Origin of the sequence: Shewanella psychropiezotolerans (assembly GCF_007197555.1) — a bacterium.
GTDB classification, from domain to species: Bacteria; Pseudomonadota; Gammaproteobacteria; order Enterobacterales; family Shewanellaceae; genus Shewanella; species Shewanella psychropiezotolerans.
The window spans coordinates 300,506-318,804 of sequence record NZ_CP041614.1 but is presented as its reverse complement, the minus strand read 5'-3'; the positions used below and the strand labels follow the sequence as shown (position 1 = coordinate 318,804).

General features: G+C 47.7%; 14 protein-coding genes and 1 pseudogene. 4 read left to right on the top strand and 11 right to left on the bottom strand.

Annotated elements, in window-relative coordinates; genetic code table 11:
- Positions 1-31: 31 nt before the first annotated feature.
- From FM037_RS01415 to FM037_RS01395, 5 genes are all read right to left on the bottom strand, one after another.
- Entirely contained in the window at positions 32-514 is a 483-nt protein-coding gene (locus tag FM037_RS01415; protein WP_144044526.1) for an ankyrin repeat domain-containing protein, read from the bottom strand.
- Positions 515-525: 11 nt separating this feature from the next.
- Entirely contained in the window at positions 526-1,491 is a 966-nt protein-coding gene (locus FM037_RS01410; protein WP_144044525.1) for a hypothetical protein, read from the bottom strand.
- Positions 1,492-1,505: 14 nt separating this feature from the next.
- Positions 1,506-2,840, bottom strand: coding sequence for a sphingomyelin phosphodiesterase (locus tag FM037_RS01405; protein WP_144044524.1), 1,335 nt, complete (start codon positions 2,838-2,840; stop codon positions 1,506-1,508).
- Positions 2,841-3,245: 405 nt separating this feature from the next.
- Positions 3,246-4,754 (bottom strand): catalase, encoded by a 1,509-nt coding sequence (locus FM037_RS01400; protein WP_144044523.1) that lies wholly within the window; start codon positions 4,752-4,754, stop codon positions 3,246-3,248.
- Positions 4,755-4,877: 123 nt separating this feature from the next.
- A complete protein-coding gene (locus tag FM037_RS01395) occupies positions 4,878-6,668 on the bottom strand; it encodes a sigma-54-dependent Fis family transcriptional regulator (RefSeq protein WP_144044522.1) in 1,791 nt (596 codons plus the stop codon).
- A 301-nt stretch (positions 6,669-6,969) separates the two neighbouring features.
- On the opposite strand from FM037_RS01395, the gene exaC reads away from it, so the two are divergent.
- The 3 genes from exaC (at position 6,970) to FM037_RS01380 (ending at position 11,092) form a co-directional block, all read left to right on the top strand.
- Complete coding sequence (gene exaC, locus FM037_RS01390; protein WP_144044521.1) at positions 6,970-8,490, top strand: acetaldehyde dehydrogenase ExaC; 1,521 nt, start codon at positions 6,970-6,972, stop codon at positions 8,488-8,490.
- A gap of 158 nt (positions 8,491-8,648) precedes the next feature.
- Positions 8,649-10,181 carry a YjjI family glycine radical enzyme gene (locus FM037_RS01385; RefSeq protein ID WP_144044520.1) on the top strand — a complete coding sequence of 511 codons (1,533 nt, stop codon included), beginning with the start codon at positions 8,649-8,651 and terminating at the stop codon, positions 10,179-10,181.
- A gap of 29 nt (positions 10,182-10,210) precedes the next feature.
- The gene (locus FM037_RS01380; protein WP_185977041.1) at positions 10,211-11,092 is read left to right on the top strand and encodes a YjjW family glycine radical enzyme activase; all 882 of its coding nucleotides are present in this window, start codon (positions 10,211-10,213) and stop codon (positions 11,090-11,092) included.
- 44 nt (positions 11,093-11,136) lie between these two features.
- Here FM037_RS01380 and FM037_RS01375 read toward each other — a convergent pair whose 3' ends face one another.
- A complete protein-coding gene (locus FM037_RS01375) occupies positions 11,137-12,069 on the bottom strand; it encodes a LysR family transcriptional regulator (RefSeq protein WP_144044518.1) in 933 nt (310 codons plus the stop codon).
- Positions 12,070-12,253: 184 nt separating this feature from the next.
- On the opposite strand from FM037_RS01375, the gene FM037_RS01370 reads away from it, so the two are divergent.
- Positions 12,254-12,718 (top strand): tRNA (cytidine(34)-2'-O)-methyltransferase, encoded by a 465-nt coding sequence (locus FM037_RS01370; RefSeq protein WP_144044517.1) that lies wholly within the window; start codon positions 12,254-12,256, stop codon positions 12,716-12,718.
- A gap of 61 nt (positions 12,719-12,779) precedes the next feature.
- Here FM037_RS01370 and FM037_RS01365 read toward each other — a convergent pair whose 3' ends face one another.
- The 5 genes and pseudogenes from FM037_RS01365 to FM037_RS01345 form a co-directional block, all read right to left on the bottom strand.
- On the bottom strand, positions 12,780-13,259 hold the full coding sequence (locus tag FM037_RS01365) for a hypothetical protein (RefSeq protein WP_227993415.1): 480 nt from the start codon (positions 13,257-13,259) through the stop codon (positions 12,780-12,782).
- Positions 13,260-13,299: 40 nt separating this feature from the next.
- Positions 13,300-13,866, bottom strand: coding sequence for a hypothetical protein (locus tag FM037_RS01360; protein ID WP_144044515.1), 567 nt, complete (start codon positions 13,864-13,866; stop codon positions 13,300-13,302).
- A 113-nt stretch (positions 13,867-13,979) separates the two neighbouring features.
- Positions 13,980-15,425: a M16 family metallopeptidase gene (locus tag FM037_RS01355; RefSeq protein ID WP_144044514.1), complete on the bottom strand. Its 1,446-nt coding sequence runs from the start codon at positions 15,423-15,425 to the stop codon at positions 13,980-13,982.
- Positions 15,422-16,750, bottom strand: coding sequence for a M16 family metallopeptidase (locus FM037_RS01350; RefSeq protein WP_144044513.1), 1,329 nt, complete (start codon positions 16,748-16,750; stop codon positions 15,422-15,424). Before FM037_RS01350 ends, FM037_RS01355 begins: the two co-directional genes overlap by 4 nt.
- 206 nt (positions 16,751-16,956) lie before the next feature.
- Positions 16,957-18,268, bottom strand: a pseudogene (locus tag FM037_RS01345) (amidohydrolase).
- Positions 18,269-18,299: the final 31 nt, after the last annotated feature.

Here is an 18,299-nt window from a genome sequence, read left to right as displayed (position 1 = left end):
ACTTAGTTGTTTAAACTTATATTCAATAGCATTAAACAGAGTCTTTGATCGCTTTGAGTTTGTCGGCTTGGCCCCAGTAACGGGCAAACTCTTCCAGACTCATACCCGACTTATTGATTAGGCTCTCATCACATTCGTAAGAATAAAGCAGACTGACAATACGAAACTCAGCCTTAATCAAGGCCCCCATGATCGCTGTATTACCCCGTTTGTCTTGCACGCAAGCATTGGCCCCTCGCTGTAACAGCAAGTCGGTTACCGAATATTGTCCGGCATATGCGGCGACCATCAGAGCGGTGTAGCTCTTCTGATTAGCTTGATCTATGGGGAATCCAGCATCGATAAAGGTACTCAATACTTCAATATCTCCCACTCTGGCCGCGGCGAAGAAGTAGTCGCTCAGCTGCTCAGGACTCGCCAGAGTCTCGGCGCCAGTGCCGACAGGTTTAGCATATATAGGCGTAGAAATGACAGCCCACAGAAACACAGATGATATGAAGCTATAGATATTCATGACGGTCCTTATTAATTTTTAGCAAAGAAATTTAAACGGTATTCATACTGACGTTGAGCCAGATATCTCTCCCATTGTGCCGGGCTAAAATGTGCCCTATCGGTTTGCCTCGAGCTCATGAGCTCACGATTCAGCGCATCGAGTCCCTGCCTGTAGCTCTGTACTTCCATAACCTGATGAGCTACTTGTTCTTGCCTGTGCAGGATAGATGTCTGTTGAATCTGGGTCAGGAACTTATCTCCCAGAGCCCGGGTCACAGACTCTCTGTCATAGGCCGAATAAGAATCGGGGATCAGAGTCAAGCCATGCCCATACTTAGCCAGATCAGACTCAAGGGCCATGCTGGCTAAATCATCATGCTGTTCCCTTAATAACTGCTCGTATGCGTCGATGAAGCCGGATGCATCTTCCTGCTCGCTTAATTGCTGACTCTTTAAAGTGAATTGGTATTGTGCATATTCATCCTTAAACACCAGCTCGGCATCGTCACCCCAGACTTGCCGATCGATATATTTGACCTTGGCTATTTTTTGCTCCAAGGAGATATCCTGGGACACTAGCTCCAGCCCCAATAGCTCCTCTCTGGCCTGCTCATTCTGTAAAAAGTGCTCCAGCAGCACATAACGTTCTTGGCTCAGATATCGCTTCTGCTCAAGCAAGTCCTGATCACAGTTATCTTTTGCCACACAATCCCGCCAGAATCGGGCTAAAAGAGTCACTAGATCCCTGCCGGCACTTTTCTCGATCTCCCTGCTGCCCTGCTTGTCCAACTGCAGTCCACTCGCAGACAAGAACTCTGATCCCATGGCTGCAGGGAACTCCTGTACTTGAGTCGAGGTTAACTTTGTATCTGTAATGCTTGAGTCTGTGGCAACTGGAACGAGTGGCAGCCCAACCTCCCCTGCAACAATCAGATAAACCGCGCCGCCCCCCAGAGTGGCGATGAGTAAGATTCCGATATATTTAGTGTTCAACATATTCAGTTAGCCTGCTAATACAAGACTGTGGTCACAGGAAAATGGTCCGACAAGTTCCAATGCTTCCACAATCGGGGATCTGTGGTTCTCGGCACTAATACCCGATTAGTATTATTCGGCTTGGTTAGATATTCATTGCTGACCACTATGTAATCCAGATATTCGACATTTTCACCACCCGAAGCTGGCGCACCGGCGAATTTATTGACTCTTGGATCGAAGGTCGACTCAGTATATCCAGCATACTCCGGCGCCGAAGCGTCTAAGTTGGCCAGCATATTGGCGTAGTCATCCTCAAACTTCCGCTTATTGACATTAAAATCACCACCATAGACAACCATTTCATTGGCAGGAATATTCATCGAAGAAGCAAACTCGCGTATCTGCCTGAACTGACGTTGGCGATAATCACGGGCCGTATCTGTATCGAATGAGGCTGTATGAGTGGCGAACAAGTGATAGGCCTTACCTCCCTTTATCACCTCGGCGTAATTGACCCCCTTATCGGTAAAGCAATCAGTGCCGGTGCAATCGGGGAACACGTACTGACTCTGGTTGACTATGGGGAAGCGACTGACTAAGACCACTCCACCATCATAGATGTTAACCCCGGGCTTATTGAGCATCTCGGTCTGGAAGGGATATTCCTCGGCCAACTGACGCAAGAAGTCTCCCCGCCCAGATGCAAACACCTCCTGTAGCATCAAGACATCATAGCCTCGCATATACTCGGGTAATATGGCTAAGCGGTCTTGGATATGAGAAGCAATAACAGGTAAGGCCCAGATGTTATAGGTCATCACCTTGAGCAAGTCTTCATTGTCATCCTTTTGCTCGTCTATTTTCCCCGGGGTGAGAGCATAATAAATATCATCATATCGTGCGGTGTTGTCCGCCTTGAATGACAACTCTGAAAGTCCTGAATATGGACTGAATGTCTGATACCGATAAATATCGCGATTGTCTTGCCATTGCAGATCTAAATCGTCAGCGCTGGCACCATGCTTCATGGTCGAATTATACCAGTGACCCTCGACTCTCTGATGCAAGGAAACAGACTCCCCCAGCTGATTAGTGAGCCGGGTTTCAAAATTGTAGTCTTGCCCCGACTCAACCCCTTCCCAACGATTAAAACTCAGCACTACTTTGGTCTCCCAAGGGCCTAAACTGTCCGTGTGTTGTTGCCATTCATTGCCTTTCTCCAGTCTACCCGAGCCGGTATGGATAACATCCACTGAAATTATCTGATCTGAATTATTGGTAACATAAATGTCACTGTCGGCAAGCGCTGGTAAAACCCATAAAACGGATATGCCAAGGGCCAGAATGGATTTTTCTAATGGGTTCATATCATTTCCTTCGATTAGAATGCATTAAATCAAATTCCCCCGAAACAAGGCGATATCGCCTAACGCTAACTCCGAAGGCTTGATGCAGAGATCTCGATATTATGTTGCTATTTTCCGGCACTATTTCGCCATAAGATCATGACTGAATAATTACACTAATATGAAACCTCGCACGGTTTCCGCTAATTTACACCTACCCATTAGAGTTAAATAGCAAAAGCCACCACCTAAACAGATAAATAATCTAAGAGCGTGAGCTCGGTTATATCGAGTCCCCCACCAAATACATACGGGTAAAATTCGGGAAATGCCCGCAAGACGCACTCTCTAAACAGGGCAGAAAAGAGCTTAATATACGTCTTGCGGGACTTAATGGATCACAGCTTGGTACGAGTTAAGTCATGGCTACATCTTGGCGCTTTGCTTCACGTCACTAAGGTTACCGTCTACCGCTTTAGTTAACCTTTGACCAAAGTCTTTGTCGGCGCGATAAAAATGACTCAGCATCTGTGTCTTCACGTTAATGTCACTGACCTTACCTAAGTCACCAGCTAGGTTAGTGATCAAATCGGTTTTATCCTGCCTGCTTAAGCTACGGTAGAGCACCCCAGCCTGAGAGAAATTATCCTGTTTAGTGATGGCATTCTGCTGCACATACCCAGTAAGTTGAGTGTTTACCGCCTTATACTGTTTATCTTCGGCTAGATCTAAGTGTGCACTCGGTTGATAATTGATATCGGAACGAGTATTAGCGTAGTTTGCAGCGCCTTCCTGATTGTGATTTATCACCTTCACTTTTGCTCTGTTGATAGGCAGCATGGAATGATTCGCCCCTAGACGATACATCTGAGTATCGGCATAAGAGAATATTCGCCCCTGAAGCAGGCGATCTTCCGATGGCTCGATTCCGGCAATCAAGTTTGCAGGTGAAAATGCCGCTTGCTCAGTTTCCTGAAAGAAATTATCCGGCATTCTATTCAACGTCATGGTACCCACCTTAGTCTCGGGAATATCCAACCACATCTTAGTCGCATCTAATGGGTTATAATCAAAGTCACCTAACTGCTTTGACGATAGCACTTTCACATAGAGATCCCACTTAGGGAAATTGCCTTGACCTATCTCTCGATAGAGGTCATCAGTCATATGGTTAAAGTTTTTACCTTGTACTTCAGCGACTTCATTAGGACGAAGTCCTTTTACACCTTGCTGACTCTGCCAATGAAACTTGACGTAATTAACTTTATTGTCTTCAGTCACCCATTTATAGGCATGAACACCCCATCCATCCATTTCACGATAGCTTTTTGGCGTGCCTAAATTGGTATAAACCCAGGTCAACATGTGAGTCGAGCCCGCTTCGTGACTAAAGAAATCGAAGAATCGATTGGGATCTTGAATATTGGTCACTGGAGATGGCTTAAGAGAGTGCACCATATCTGGGAACTTAATCGCGTCTCGAATGAAGAACACAGGCAGATTATTCCCTACCAGATCCCAGTTGCCCTCATCGGTATAAAATTTTGTCGCAAAACCGCGAGGATCTCTTAAGGTTTCAGGAGACCCTTTCGAATGAATGACCGAAGAGAAACGCACGAAAACAGGCGTCACCTTGCCTTTCTCCGCGAAGGGAGTCGCACGAGTCAGTTCACTGAAATCGCCACTGGCAACAAATTCGCCATGTGCTCCGGCGCCACGTGGGTGTACCACACGCTCTGGGATTCGCTCTCGGGCAAACCTTTGTAGTTTCTGTATTAGCTGAACATCTTGCAACAACACACTGCCATTGCTACCGGCTGTAATAGAATTTTGATTATCACCAACACCTGCGCCGTTATCTCGAGTGATAGTCTCGGCCTGAACGCTTAGCGTCAAACCCATAGATATAAATAAAAGGCTTTTGGAAATATGCATATCAGTTCCTCCATATGCATTATCTAAAGCTCTTTTCTGCCTACAAACAGTATATTCAAAAAATGAATTAAAAGAAGAGATCTAAATCGATTAAGGTAATCACTAAATTCTATTAGCAATTATTTAACTCTTAATACCCAATAGTTTTAACTTGCGATAAAGAGTATTACGACTGATCCCCAGATGCTTAGCACACAGGCTGACATTGCCCTGAGACAGAGCATAGGAGGCAATAATGTTGCTATTAACCACGCTTGCTAATTCATTATTCTGGGGCACTGTGACCAGTCCTGTACTCACCTTTTCCTTAGCTAGAGTTTGCTGTAAGTTATCCGGCAGATGCCCCCAGTTAAGCTCCTGCTCGCCTTCTGACATCAGACACACGACCTGCATCAAGTTATCCAGCTCACGCAAATTTCCCGGCCAGTGATAGCCAAGCAACTTTGCCAATAGTGATACCTCTATTAGCTGAAGTGACACACGATATTTTCTGTGGAGTTTATGAATGATGCGCTCGATATCACTGCGCTGCCGCAGTGATGGTAAGGTCACCTGCAAACCATTGAGCCTGTAGAAGAGATCTTGCCTAAACCGACCATCTTTCACCAACTGTTCGAGATCTGTGTGGGTAGCCGCCACGACCTGAATATCCACCTTGTAGCTGCGGTTGCTACCGACTGGGGTGACCTCCCTCTCCTGTAATACCCGCAATAACCGGCTTTGGGTCGCCAGCGGCATCTCACCTATTTCGTCCAAAAATAGGAAACCACCATCGGCTTGACGAATTTTACCTAAGTATCCGCTCCTACTGGCGCCGGTAAAAGCCCCGGCTTGATAACCAAATAGCTCAGACTCGACTAAATCTGCGGGTAAGGAGGCGCAGTTGACTGCAACAAATGCATGGCCGCAACGCTTACTTTGGCTATGTAACTTAGTCACGAACTGCTCTTTTCCCACACCCGTTTCACCTAATACCAGCAGGGGAATGCACTTGCCTACGACCTTATTGGCTTGCTGCCAGGCACGCTCTAATTTAGGGTCTTTAAATCGCACCGCGACTTTATGACCTAGTACCTGAGTCTGATTGGGTTTTATGGCCTGAGTTTTAAGATGCAGGTCTCTATGTTGAGATATGGCTTCACTTTGGGGCCACTGGCTACCAATATAACGCTCGATGTCCTCACCTACACCCGGCGTATTCAACAATTTCTTCGCCATGGCATTAGTGCCTAAGATCTTACCTTCGCTATCGGCGATGACGATACCTTGCCAGCCCGAGTCGAGCAGCGTTGCTTGCTCGGCCAAGTCGATTCGATAGTGACTATGTGGCAGATGACAGAGTAAAGCCGTTTCAACTTGTTGAGCCAGACTGGACACTAATAGTAGGGTTTGCTGAGTATGTCGCTGCTGCTCCGTGGTGATATCTATGGCAGCGATCATCTCACCGGCAGGAGAAAATATCGGACTGGCGGTGCAGCTCATAAATCTATGCTGCTTAATAAAGTGCTGCTCACCAATGACAGATATGGTTTGTTTCGCCTTTAGTGCAGTACCAATTGCATTAGTGCCTTTATGCTGCTCCAGCCAATTAACCCCGACATCCAGTGCAATATTAGCTAGCTTATCTGAATACTTGCTCACTCCCCAATGACACAGCACATAGCCTTCGCAATCAGACAAAATCAGCCGGCTCGAAGTGTGTGACATGAGTTGACTAAATAACGGCAGCGCATGGTTTTCTACCAGCTCTATAAGCTGTTTATGATGAAAATTCCGATCTTCCAGTGCGCCTCTATCTAGTCTCATCTCCTCAGGAAGACAGGCTTCAGTAAGCCCTGCACCTTGGCTGCGTAGCCAGGAATCTGATAGCCAATGCTGCATGTTCTCTTGCTGAGCGCCGAGTTTTAGTGTCATAGCAGTGTTCCATTTTGGCACACTCATGGTGTGCACTTATGCCACAGTGCGGCCGCTATACCAGTGCAACTTCTTGCTGGTTTTCGCACATAAAGACATCAAAAATTAGTTTTTCATCATACTGTTACCTCACAGATATCACAACTCCGGCCAGCTTGGCCCAATGATTGCGATATCCCCCAGGAAAGTAGCACTTAGGTAGAGAAAACTCTTTGCACTTAAAAACAATAAGATACAACAGATGTATCGGCTAATGACTCAGTAAGAGTTAACTAACAAGACAAATTAAAGGACAAATAGCATGAACTACGCACAACCAGGAAGCGACGGCGCCAAGATCAATTTCAAAGACAAGTATGACAACTATATCGGCGGCCAATGGGTAGCCCCGGTCGGCGGCGAATACTTCCAGAACAGCTCACCCGTTAATGGCAAGGTGTTCTGTCAGGTCGCTCGCTCGGACGAGAGAGATATCGAACTCGCACTGGACGCTGCACACCAAGCCAGAGAGTCCTGGGGGAAGACCTCAGTCACAGACAGATCCAATCTGCTACTCAAGATTGCCGACCGTATCGAGCAGAACATCGAATATCTGGCTATCGCCGAAACCTGGGAAAATGGTAAGGCGGTGCGTGAGACTCTCGCCGCAGATCTCCCCTTAGTTGTCGATCACTTTCGTTATTTCGCTGGCTGCATCCGCGCCCAGGAGGGTAGTGCTGCCGATATCGATGCCAATACGGTCAGCTATCACTTCCCTGAGCCATTAGGTGTCGTCGGTCAGATCATCCCCTGGAATTTCCCCATGTTAATGGCGGCCTGGAAAGTCGCCCCGGCACTAGCGGCGGGTAACTGTATCGTCCTCAAGCCTGCGGAGCAGACGCCGGTATCTATCCTGGTACTGGTCGAGCTTATCGAAGATCTGCTACCTGCTGGCATACTCAATATCGTCAATGGTTTTGGCACAGAGGCTGGACAGGCATTGGCCACCAGCAAGCGTATTGCCAAGCTGGCCTTCACAGGTTCGACAAATATTGGTCAACATATTCTTAAGTGCGCCGCCGACTCACTGATCCCCTCGACGGTAGAGCTGGGCGGTAAGTCACCCAATGTCTTCTTCGCCGATGTGATGGATCATGAAGATGAGTATCTAGACAAGGCAATCGAAGGCATGTTGCTGGCCTTCTTCAATCAGGGCGAAGTCTGTACCTGCCCATCTAGGGTACTCATCGATGAGTCTATCTACGACAAGTTTATGACCAAGGTTATCGAACGCGCTAAGACCATCAAGCAAGGCGATCCTCTGGATACCGAGACTCAAGTCGGCGCACAGGCATCCCAAGAGCAATTCGATAAGATCTTGAGTTACTTAGCCATAGGTAAAGAGGAAGGGGCCGAGCTATTGTTAGGCGGCGATATCTGCAAACTCGAAGGCGGCCAGAGTGGCGGTTTTTACATCAAGCCGACTATCCTCAAGGGCACCAACGATATGCGCATCTTCCAGGAGGAGATATTCGGCCCGGTGATCTCAGTGACCACCTTTAAAGATGAAGCCGAGGCACTGGCCATCGCCAACGATACCGAATACGGTCTCGGCGCCGGAGTCTGGACTCGTGATATGAACAAGGCACAGCGTATGGGACGGGGGATCCAAGCGGGGCGCGTGTGGATTAACTGCTATCACGCCTATCCGGCACATGCCGCATTCGGGGGCTATAAACGCTCGGGGATCGGACGTGAGACCCATAAGATGATGTTAGATCATTATCAAAACACCAAGAACTTGCTTATCAGCTACGACATCAATCCTTTGGGATTCTTCTAAGGGGAGTCGACTCCCCTGAGGCAGACTGTCTCAGGGGAAAACTGTGACTTGAGGCATCGATTTTCCATTTTGGAAACAGACGCTGCAGGGTTTTTCACTGTTGGCCAATGAGCTTAGGGAGTAATTTAGTCAGTATCATTCATATATGGATAATGCAGATGACTTCCCAAGACACATTCAGTCGTATAGTGACCGACACCAGCCTAACGCCAAAACAGAAATCGAATTATCTGGCCCTGGAGGCCGAAGCCAGCCTGCCATATCCTCAAGTCTCGAGCGCCGTCAGACAGGCGATGGACTCGGGGATCATCTGCGACATGTTCGAGGGCCATGCCCCCTTTAAGCCTCGCTATGTACTGCCCGACTACGCTAAGTACCTGGCTCAAGGCTCAAAATACCTGGAGCTGGAGCCGGCACGTAATCTTGATGAGGCCATCAATGCCTTAACCATCATCTATCACCATGTGCCTTCGGTGACCAACATCCCAGTCTACTTGGGTCAATTAGATGAGTTGCTGATGCCCTATGTGGCCAAGCTGGATGATGAAACTATCTATAACAAGCTGAGGCTATTCTGGATCATGCTGGATCGCACCTTGCCCGATGCTTTTATGCATGTGAACATAGGCCCGTCAGATAACATCATCTGCCGCACTATCTTGCGTGTTGACGCCGAACTGAAGCAGGTCGCTCCCAACCTCACCTTTATGTACGATCCAGACACCACACCCGATAAGCTGCTGCAGCAGGCAACCGACAACATCTGCGAGTGCAGCAAGCCCCATATCGCCAATTACCCGATACATGCTCAGACTTTTGACGACTCAGGTTTCGGCATAGTCAGCTGCTACAACTCACTGCCGCTGACGGGTGGGGCCAACACTCTGGTTCGTCTCAACCTCAAGCAAGTGGCAATGCTCGCCATAGACACTCAGGACTTCTTCAGCAATACCTTGCCCTATTATAGCCAACTCATGTATGAATTGATCCAGGCCAGAAGTCGCTATCTCCATGAAGAGTCACACTTCTTCACCAGCTTCCTGGTCGAAGAGGGCCTGATCCTGGAGACGAGATTTGCTCCCATGTTCGGTATCTATGGCATGGCGGAGGCAGTGAACTGCCTGCTGGGTGAGACCAAGGCATCATCTAAATCATACGGTCACTGTGAGACCGCCAATGAACTTGGCTATCGCATATCTGCGGCACTGGACAAAATAGTAAAATCGACACCTGTAACCTACGGATACCGTGGCCGAGCGCTGCTGCACGCTCAGGGCGGTATCAGTCTGGATAAGGACGTCACCCCAGGAGTGCGCATACCCTATGGCACCGAGCCGGACCCTGTTACCCATATTCAGGCCTTGGCCGAGCATCACCAGTATTACTCATCCGGGATCAGCGAGATACTGACTATCGATGAGACGGTGAAATCGAATCCACAAGCCATGTACCAGCTATGCAAGGGAGCCTTGAGTCTGGGACTGCGTGAGTTCACCGCTAATGTGGCCTCTAATGATTTGGTCAGGGTAACAGGCTACATGATCAAGCTGTCAGATATCGCCGCCTTTAAGCAAGGAGGTTCGCGTACCAATACCACGGGCCTAGGTGCAGAAGCAGCGGCCAATACCGGCATCTTAGATCGTAAGCCCAGAGTCACCAGTCATGAGCAAGCGCCTTGCTACGAATCTTAGAGCAAGCCTGTGGGGATCCTGTCCAGCAGATGAAAAATGAGAGAAGCGCAACCGTCTCTAAGATATTGAACTTCTCCTGCGTCGACGGCCCCGGCAATAGACTGGTCATCTTCCTTCAGGGGTGTAATTTTGACTGCAAGTCCTGCCACAACCCTCACACCATAGGTCAGTGTGATAGTTGTGGCCTATGCATCCCCTCCTGTCCGGCTCAGGCCCTTTCACTAAGTGAGCCCTATGGATCTGGCGTCATTCATTGGGACACAGACCTGTGCATCAAATGCGATGCATGTCTGGAGGCCTGTCCGAAACAGGCAAGCCCTAAGACCCGGCAATATACAGTGACTCAGCTCTTGGCTGTTATTCGAAAAAATAGCCCCTTTATCACAGGAGTCACAGTCTCCGGCGGCGAAGCCAGTCTGCAACTCATGTTCATTGTAGACCTATTCTCTGCCTTAAAATCCAGCCCGGATCTTCAGCACCTTAGCTGTATGTTGGACACCAATGGCAGCCTGAGTGAGTCGGGTTGGCACAAGCTATTACCTTATTTGGATGGTGCCATGGTCGATCTTAAAGCCTGGCAGACAGAAACCCATAAATGGCTGACGGGCCGGGATAACCACAGGGTGTTTCGCTCTATTGAGCTTCTGGCCAGTCGGGGTAAGTTATATGAAGTCAGGCTACTACACATTCCGGGGAAATCTGACTTCGACTCAGAAATAACGGCCCTGGCTGGGTATCTGCAGCGCCTGCCGAGTTCGACTAAGATCAGACTCAATGCCTTTAGGCATCATGGTGTTAAGGGGGAGGCACTAGAATGGCAAACCTGCAGTGAAGCGGATATGACGGCTCTGGCCGAGGGACTCACTAAACTCGGGATAACCTCTTTAGTCTTACCTTCCGCCTATCTATGAGTTTTTTCTTTAGCTATCCCTAGTCATTCCTTAGTCTAAATTTGTTATGCCGTCTCGCTGCACGCCAATATCTGCTCATAGAGCCAACGTTGGGCAGGATCTTTCATGGCCGCACTATGCCACACCAGGCTATAGGCCACTTCGCCATAATCGAAGGGCAGGGCTCGGTTAACTAGCCCCTTGGCCTGTAGCGCCATCTCGGCCCAGCGACGGGAACAGGTGAAGAGCAGTGCTGAATGGTGACACATCAAGGCTGCGCTACCAAAGTCTGGCAGTGAGATACTGACTTTTCTGCGGCATTGCAGCTGTGCCAGCTGCATCTCAAAGAAGGGAATATTCAGATCGCCGTCGGTGATGCCGATATGACCGTAACTGAGATAGTCATCCAGACTCAACTCTCCTCGCCCCCTCTCTGCTAGGAAATGATCTGGATTCATCAGACATACCATCTCATCCTGAAACAAGGTTTTCCACACCAGCTCATGCCTTGGGACTGGCGGCTGACTGAGATCGTGGGGCAAGATGATAAAATCCAGCGAGCCTGCGATCAGACCATCGAAACCGACACTGTCCTTGGTACTGATATCCAGCCTGATATTGGGTGCCAAGGCAAGCACATGGGCACTCAATTTAGCCGCCAGCAGTTCGAAGGTACTCTCACGCATGGCCAGTGAAAAGCGCGTCTCACAGCTGGAAGGATCGAATTGGTCTTGGCTCAACAGCTGCTCCATATCATAGATCATCTGCTGTACACTCGGTCCCAACCTACGCGCCAGAGGTGTCGCCACCAGCTTGTTACCATGGCGATAGAAAAGATCGTCCCCCAAATTACCGCGCAGCTGACTTAAGGTTTTACTGACGGATGAAGGGCTTAGACAGAGTCGCTCCGCGGCAGCTGTGACACTCAAGGTATCTAACATCACATGTAAAGTAATCAGATGTTTCATGCTGATACGGGATAATTTGACCAGATCCATACACTTCCTCACACCCACGATGCATTGTTTTAATGCTGATTTTTCACTCCAGAATATAAACAGAAACCAAGCCTGGCGTATACTCTAGCGACCGAGAAACAAGACGGAGCTCACCCACTGCGGGTATTTTTTCTTGCCTGCTTTATGTCATAATCTCACTTCATTATTATTTAGGCAGATCAGCATGTTTCATATCGCACTCTATGAGCCCGAAATCGCTCCCAATACAGGTAACATCATACGCCTGTGCGCCAACAATGGTTGCCAGCTACATTTAATTGAACCATTAGGATTCGATCTCGAAGAGAAGAAACTACGCCGTGCGGGATTAGATTATGCCGATCTCACCTGCGTCACCCGCTATAAAGACTATGCAAGCTTCCTCGTAGCAATGAAAGGAAGGCGCATCATGGCCTGCACGACTAAAGGGAGTCGCCCTCATAGCGAACTCAGCTTCGAGAAGGAAGATGTACTCTTATTTGGGCCGGAAACACGCGGACTTCCCATAGAAATCATCGAATCTTTGCCAACGAGCCAGAGACTCAAGATCCCCATGGCGGGAACAAGCAGAAGCCTTAACCTCTCCAATGCCGTCGCCATCATCAGCTATGAAGCCTGGCGTCAAATCGGCTTCGAAGGGGCGTTATAAGCCTTGTGACAAAGTATGCGAGTTCCAGCTAATAGAAATTATCTAGCTCGTAACATAGAGTCTAATTTTCTTCTTGCAGGGATACTCGCACCATCTCGATGCCTCGATAGAAGAGATAACGATCGGTATCGTCATCCAGATATTGAACATTCTGCAACCAGAGCCAGCCATTATCTTTAGGCTCAAACCTGAGTTGGATCAATGCGGGGCGTTTATTCAACTCCCCCTCTCCCAACAAGGTATAGCTGCCATATTGGCGGTATAGGCTAAAGCTTTGAGACTTGTCCTCATTGACTCCATCGAAGTAAATGAGAAAAGTAGACTCACCTCTGCGCCTGAACCACCAGGTTTCACTGAAATTATGATTTGCATTACGACTGACTGAGACTAATAACTGTTGTTGATCTGCAGAACAGATAGCCTGAACTGAAGTCTGCATAGGCTGTTGCTTCAGTTTCGCTGCACTGCCCTGCCAATGACCCGCAAGTGCCGTACAAAAATCACCGAAATGAGCCTTCTCTGCCCAGGATGAAATAGGCATAAATACCCACAAGGCTATCGCACATGAAACGATACTCTTTCTAAAATAACTCGATATCATCTTTGAGGGTAACTTGATGCTGATCCTTATAAAGCTTCAAGGCTTCGTGTACCGGGACTCCTTGCAGTACAAGATTGAACATTTTTCTCTCACAATCAAGTGAATAACTCCCCTCTATCTCTTCTTGGAGCTTTTTCCACGACTCGGGGGAAATCCTTTGCTTCTGGCTGCTAAGCACCTCTTCCATCAATGCCAGCCCCATGATCACGTGTTGCAAACGTTGGGAAACACGATCGTAGAACTGGAACGCGACGACCCCTTCGTTAACGGCTGTTGCTAGGTTTTCACCATGAGATAATACTTCAAACGGCGTGCCTTCGACTTGAGTCAGGTAGCTATTCATCCCTTCCAGATGCATGGCCATATCGGTGAACAAGGCACCTAATGAGGTCACATTATGCTCGCCATCGCTCAAAGATAGTTCTATCTGCGCCATAGCCAACAACAGCACCTTGGTGGTCTCTTGAATATGACACCAATCGACATCGGCATCACTTAAAGGCAGTTCCATCTTAAGCTTGCTAGTCCCTGCATTACTTATTGCCATCTCGACCCTCCTGGTCTTAATACCTTATAAGCATCAAGTGTAGGACAGAGCAAACAAAGCTGCAGCAAGAAACGCTTTAGGACTCTAGCCCTAAAGCTTATTAGACTAACTTGCTATCCTCCAAAACCAACGGCTTTGATGTCTAAGCTGGTAACTTCGCCATACTCGGCCGCAATAAGCGCTATCTTCTCGGCATTACCTATGATGACAAACTGCAGATTCTGCTGCGGGAAGTAAGTGCTGACCAATCTCTGAGTCTCGGCCAAAGTTAAACCGTCCACTTTAGCTTGAAAATCATTGATAAAGCCATCATCGAAGCCATAGAGGTACATATCGGATAGCAAACCTGCAAGCTGGCCACTGGTTTCAAACTTAGGCGGAAATTGGCCTTTGACATAGGCCTTGGCAGAATCTAGCGTTAGTTGGTCTATGCCCGTTTCCCACAGCCTGGCATAAGTTTTCAATGCCAGATCGATAGTCTCTTTGGTCGTAGAAGTCTTGGTAAAGGTACTAATTCTAAATACACCGCCCTGAGAGTAAGCAACAAATCCAGAGCGAGCGCCATAGGTCAGTCCGGCATTAACCCTTAACTCATCATTGAGCCAAGAGGTAAAACGGCCACCTAAGATAGTATTGACCACTTTCAAGCCCACATAGTCTGGGTTATCCCGTGAGATACCCTTACCGCCAATCAGAAAGGTGGTTTCTATGGCATCACTCTTATCGACTAATAAGACGTTCGCAGACGAAAGCTCAGGCTGGTGCGCCTTCAGATTTAGTGCCACGACTTTTTCGCCATTCTGCCACTGACCGAACAGCTGACTAAGTTCGGCTTTCATCTGTTCAGCATCGAAGTCACCAACCACACTGATGGCCGTGTTCCTCGGCTGGTAATAGCTCTTATGAAATGCTCTCAGCTGTGAAATATTTAGCTCGGCTAAAGACTCGCTGGTGCCAGAGGTAGCATTACCGTATGGGTGTGCACCGAAGACGAGTTTGTCGAAATAGCGACTGATCACAGATCGGGGGCTCTCTTTAGCCTGAGACAATCCGGCAATCTCACGTTGACGCAATTTATCGAATTCGTTGGCATCAAAGTTTGGTGATAAAAGCAGACTCTTGATGAGAGGCAACATAGTATCGCTATCTTTAGCCATGAAGTCGGCACCGATATAGCTACCCTCTTTGCCCGCATCGGCATAGATAGAGGCACCAAGGAAATCTACCATCTGCTCTATCTCGGCCTTAGATTTTCCAGCGGCGCCCAGTAACAGGCTTTGAGCCGTCATTGCAGCCACACCTGAAGTCGTATCATTTACCGAACCAGCCCGCACCACAGCACTGACAGTCACCAAAGGCACTTCTCTTTGAGGCATCAGATATATAGTCAGACCATTATCCAGGACCAAGTATTCATAGGCTGGCATGCTGAAACTGCCAGTATCGACGCTGGTACTGGTCTGAGTTGAAGCACAAGCCGAAAGTGCTAATACACTGCCCAGAGTGATAGCTGTTATCAGCTTATTTGAACGCTTAGTGAGATGAGTTAACGTATTCATTCATCTGTCTCCTCTGTTGCTGCCAGCACGGCGACACTACGGTTTGCACGACGTAGATAAGTTTGTGCCACACGCTGAAGATCTGCAGGTGTAACCTTGTTGTAAGCTTCAGGAGCATTAAACAGTTTGTCGAAACTACCAAAATACAGCTCGTAGGTACCAACCGTGTTGGCCTTACCATTGATAGTCTCCATGGAGCGATAGAAATTCATCAACTTGATATTTTTGACCTTCTCCAACTCCTTCTCGGTCACACCTTCACGGGCAATGCGATTGATCTCGCTAATCATGCCTTTCTCAAGTTCGACGGCAGTGATTCCTGGGTTAGCGACACCCATCACATAAAAGAGATTTGGATCGATTGTCATCGGCAGGTAAGTTTCAACTTCGATGGCAACTTGCTTCTCCACCAAGGATTGATACAGACGAGAGCTATTACCCTCACTAAGCACTGAGGAGAGCAAGTCCAGCGCATAGTAGTCTTCATGTGATGTCGAAGGCACATGGTAGGCAAGCATGACATTAGGTGTGCTTACCGAAGCCTTTTGAATATAAGTTCGACGCTCACCTTTTTGCAGAGGCTCAACCGTTTTCACTTCTCTTGGAGACGCCTGCGCCGGAATAGGAGCGAAATATTTATTGGCTAACGCTTTTACTTCGTTGAACTTCACATCTCCAGCAATGACAACCACAGCATTATTGGGCGCATAATAGGTCTTGTGATACTGCACCAAATCGTCCAAGGTCCAGGCTGTAATGTCTGACTCATGACCAATCACAGACCAGCTGTATGGATGAGCCCTAAATGCAATGCCTTTTAGCTCTTCCTGCAGAGTACGCCAGTTTGAATTTTCCAAACCAGTTGTACGCTCAGAGGCCACAACACCACGCTCGCTCTCCACCATTTTGGCATCGATATCCAGATGCCCGATACGATCGGCTTCCAGATCGAAGATGGTCTCTAATGCATTGGCAGGAAACCAATCTGTGTAGACAGTCAGATTTTCTGTGGTATAGGCGTTGTTAGCTCCACCAGCCGCTTCCATTGTACGGTCAAACATCTTAGGGCCGTACTTCTTAGCACCATTAAACATCATATGCTCGAAGAAATGAGAGATCCCTGTGATACCCGGCACTTCATTACGAGACCCTACTTTCCAAAACAGATACATGTTGGCATTTGGAATCGATGAATCTTCCAACACCATAATTTTCATGCCGTTATCCAGAGTAAAACTCTTAATATCTTCGGCTTGGGTCGCTTGCACTGTTGTTGAGACCAAGGCCCCTAACATCAGTACCAGCCCTAAGATTTTGCGAATCATTTTTCGCTCCCTTTTTTTATGTTTAATCGAACAGTTCGACTCTCTGATGCATCCCATAAAGCCAGTTATTTATCCCGACTCGATATGAATGACACGTTTGGTCGAACATATAATGCTAAAAATCGTTAAAATTCAACTGTGACCGAGTAAATAAACAGAAACAAATTGTAAATAACATACTACAAAAAATAACAATGACCTGAATCTTATCTAAGTGATGTCACTGCTAACTGAGTCAATGCTTCCACACCTATGACAAACGCACTCTCGTCGACATAAAAACGCGGAGAATGATTACTTGGAGCAATCTTATAATCTGTCCCTGCAGGTGTTACCCGAGGAAAAAGAACATGCCAGGTGTTTCTAACGCATAATAGGAAAAGTCTTCAGCCCCAGTGATCAAACCCGGTTCTATCAACATTTTCTCCCCGACCACGCCAAGTAAAACAGGCTCCATCTTCTGCACTAGCTCAGGGTCATTGACTGTGACGGGATAGCCTTGCTGTATCACTGTCCTAGCGCTAGCCCCCATACTCTCGGCTATCAATGAGGCAGTATTTGCTAAACGCTTCTTTATATCGGCTCTCATATCTTGATCGAAGGTTCTTATGGTACCGATGAGCTCCACCTTATCGGGGATGATATTCGAACGAATGCCACCATTTATTGCACCAAAGCTCACGACAGCTGGTGCAGCTGTCACATCCACTTGTCGACTTATGATAGTCTGTACACCATTAATGATCTGCGCCGCTGCCACAATTGGATCTACTCCATTCCAGGGACGGGAGCCGTGAGTTTGCTTGCCGCTAACGGTGATAGTAAAAGAATCTTCACTAGCCATTGCTGGCCCGGATCGCAAACCTATCATGCCAGTAGGCATGCTGGAGGTGACATGTAGACCGAATATCTGTTCAGGCTTCCTCTCTGAAAATAATCCTTCTTTCAGCATAAGTTCGGCCCCCCCTCTTCACCGCTTGGTGCTCCTTCCTCAGCAGGCTGAAAGATGAACATCACATCACCATGTAAGTGCTCTTTGACCTTAACCAGACTCTGAGCCACCCCCATTAAGATAGCGACGTGAGTGTCATGGCCACAGGCATGCATCACCCCTACTTTCTGTCCGCGATAGGTATCTATCGCCTTAGATGCAAAAGAAAGATCTACCTCCTCTTTCACAGGCAGAGCATCCATATCTGCGCGAAGCGCAATCAGAGGACCTGAGTTACCTCCTTTAAGAATGCCAACAACGCCTGTATGAGCGATATCGGTTCTAACATCTAATCCTAAGGAGATTAAGTGCTTCTCAATTATCTTACTGGTTCGAAACTCCCGATTTGAGAGCTCTGGGTACTGATGAAGATCTCGTCGCCAAGATATCACTTCACTCTCAACCTCTTGAGCCAAACTCTTGGTATCTATCAGCTCCTTTGCATGAACAACTGATAAAACCGAGCACGTAAAAAATGCAGCTAATGAAAACCTAACGAACAAAATAAAATTTTTAATTCTTAGCATATTATTCCCCTATCTACGCCTTATTTTTCTT

Bases quoted from the DNA above. Each gene is read 5' to 3' on its own strand.
- FM037_RS01415 (WP_144044526.1), bottom strand. From the start codon at position 514: ATGAATATCTATAGCTTCATATCATCTGTGTTTCTGTGGGCTGTCATT.
- FM037_RS01410 (WP_144044525.1), bottom strand. From the start codon at position 1,491: ATGTTGAACACTAAATATATCGGAATCTTACTCATCGCCACTCTGGGG.
- FM037_RS01405 (WP_144044524.1), bottom strand. From the start codon at position 2,840: ATGAACCCATTAGAAAAATCCATTCTGGCCCTTGGCATATCCGTTTTA.
- FM037_RS01400 (WP_144044523.1), bottom strand. From the start codon at position 4,754: ATGCATATTTCCAAAAGCCTTTTATTTATATCTATGGGTTTGACGCTA.
- FM037_RS01395 (WP_144044522.1), bottom strand. From the start codon at position 6,668: ATGACACTAAAACTCGGCGCTCAGCAAGAGAACATGCAGCATTGGCTA.
- exaC (WP_144044521.1), top strand. From the start codon at position 6,970: ATGAACTACGCACAACCAGGAAGCGACGGCGCCAAGATCAATTTCAAA.
- FM037_RS01385 (WP_144044520.1), top strand. From the start codon at position 8,649: ATGACTTCCCAAGACACATTCAGTCGTATAGTGACCGACACCAGCCTA.
- FM037_RS01380 (WP_185977041.1), top strand. From the start codon at position 10,211: ATGAAAAATGAGAGAAGCGCAACCGTCTCTAAGATATTGAACTTCTCC.
- FM037_RS01375 (WP_144044518.1), bottom strand. From the start codon at position 12,069: ATGGATCTGGTCAAATTATCCCGTATCAGCATGAAACATCTGATTACT.
- FM037_RS01370 (WP_144044517.1), top strand. From the start codon at position 12,254: ATGTTTCATATCGCACTCTATGAGCCCGAAATCGCTCCCAATACAGGT.
- FM037_RS01365 (WP_227993415.1), bottom strand. From the start codon at position 13,259: ATGCCTATTTCATCCTGGGCAGAGAAGGCTCATTTCGGTGATTTTTGT.
- FM037_RS01360 (WP_144044515.1), bottom strand. From the start codon at position 13,866: ATGGCAATAAGTAATGCAGGGACTAGCAAGCTTAAGATGGAACTGCCT.
- FM037_RS01355 (WP_144044514.1), bottom strand. From the start codon at position 15,425: ATGAATACGTTAACTCATCTCACTAAGCGTTCAAATAAGCTGATAACA.
- FM037_RS01350 (WP_144044513.1), bottom strand. From the start codon at position 16,750: ATGATTCGCAAAATCTTAGGGCTGGTACTGATGTTAGGGGCCTTGGTC.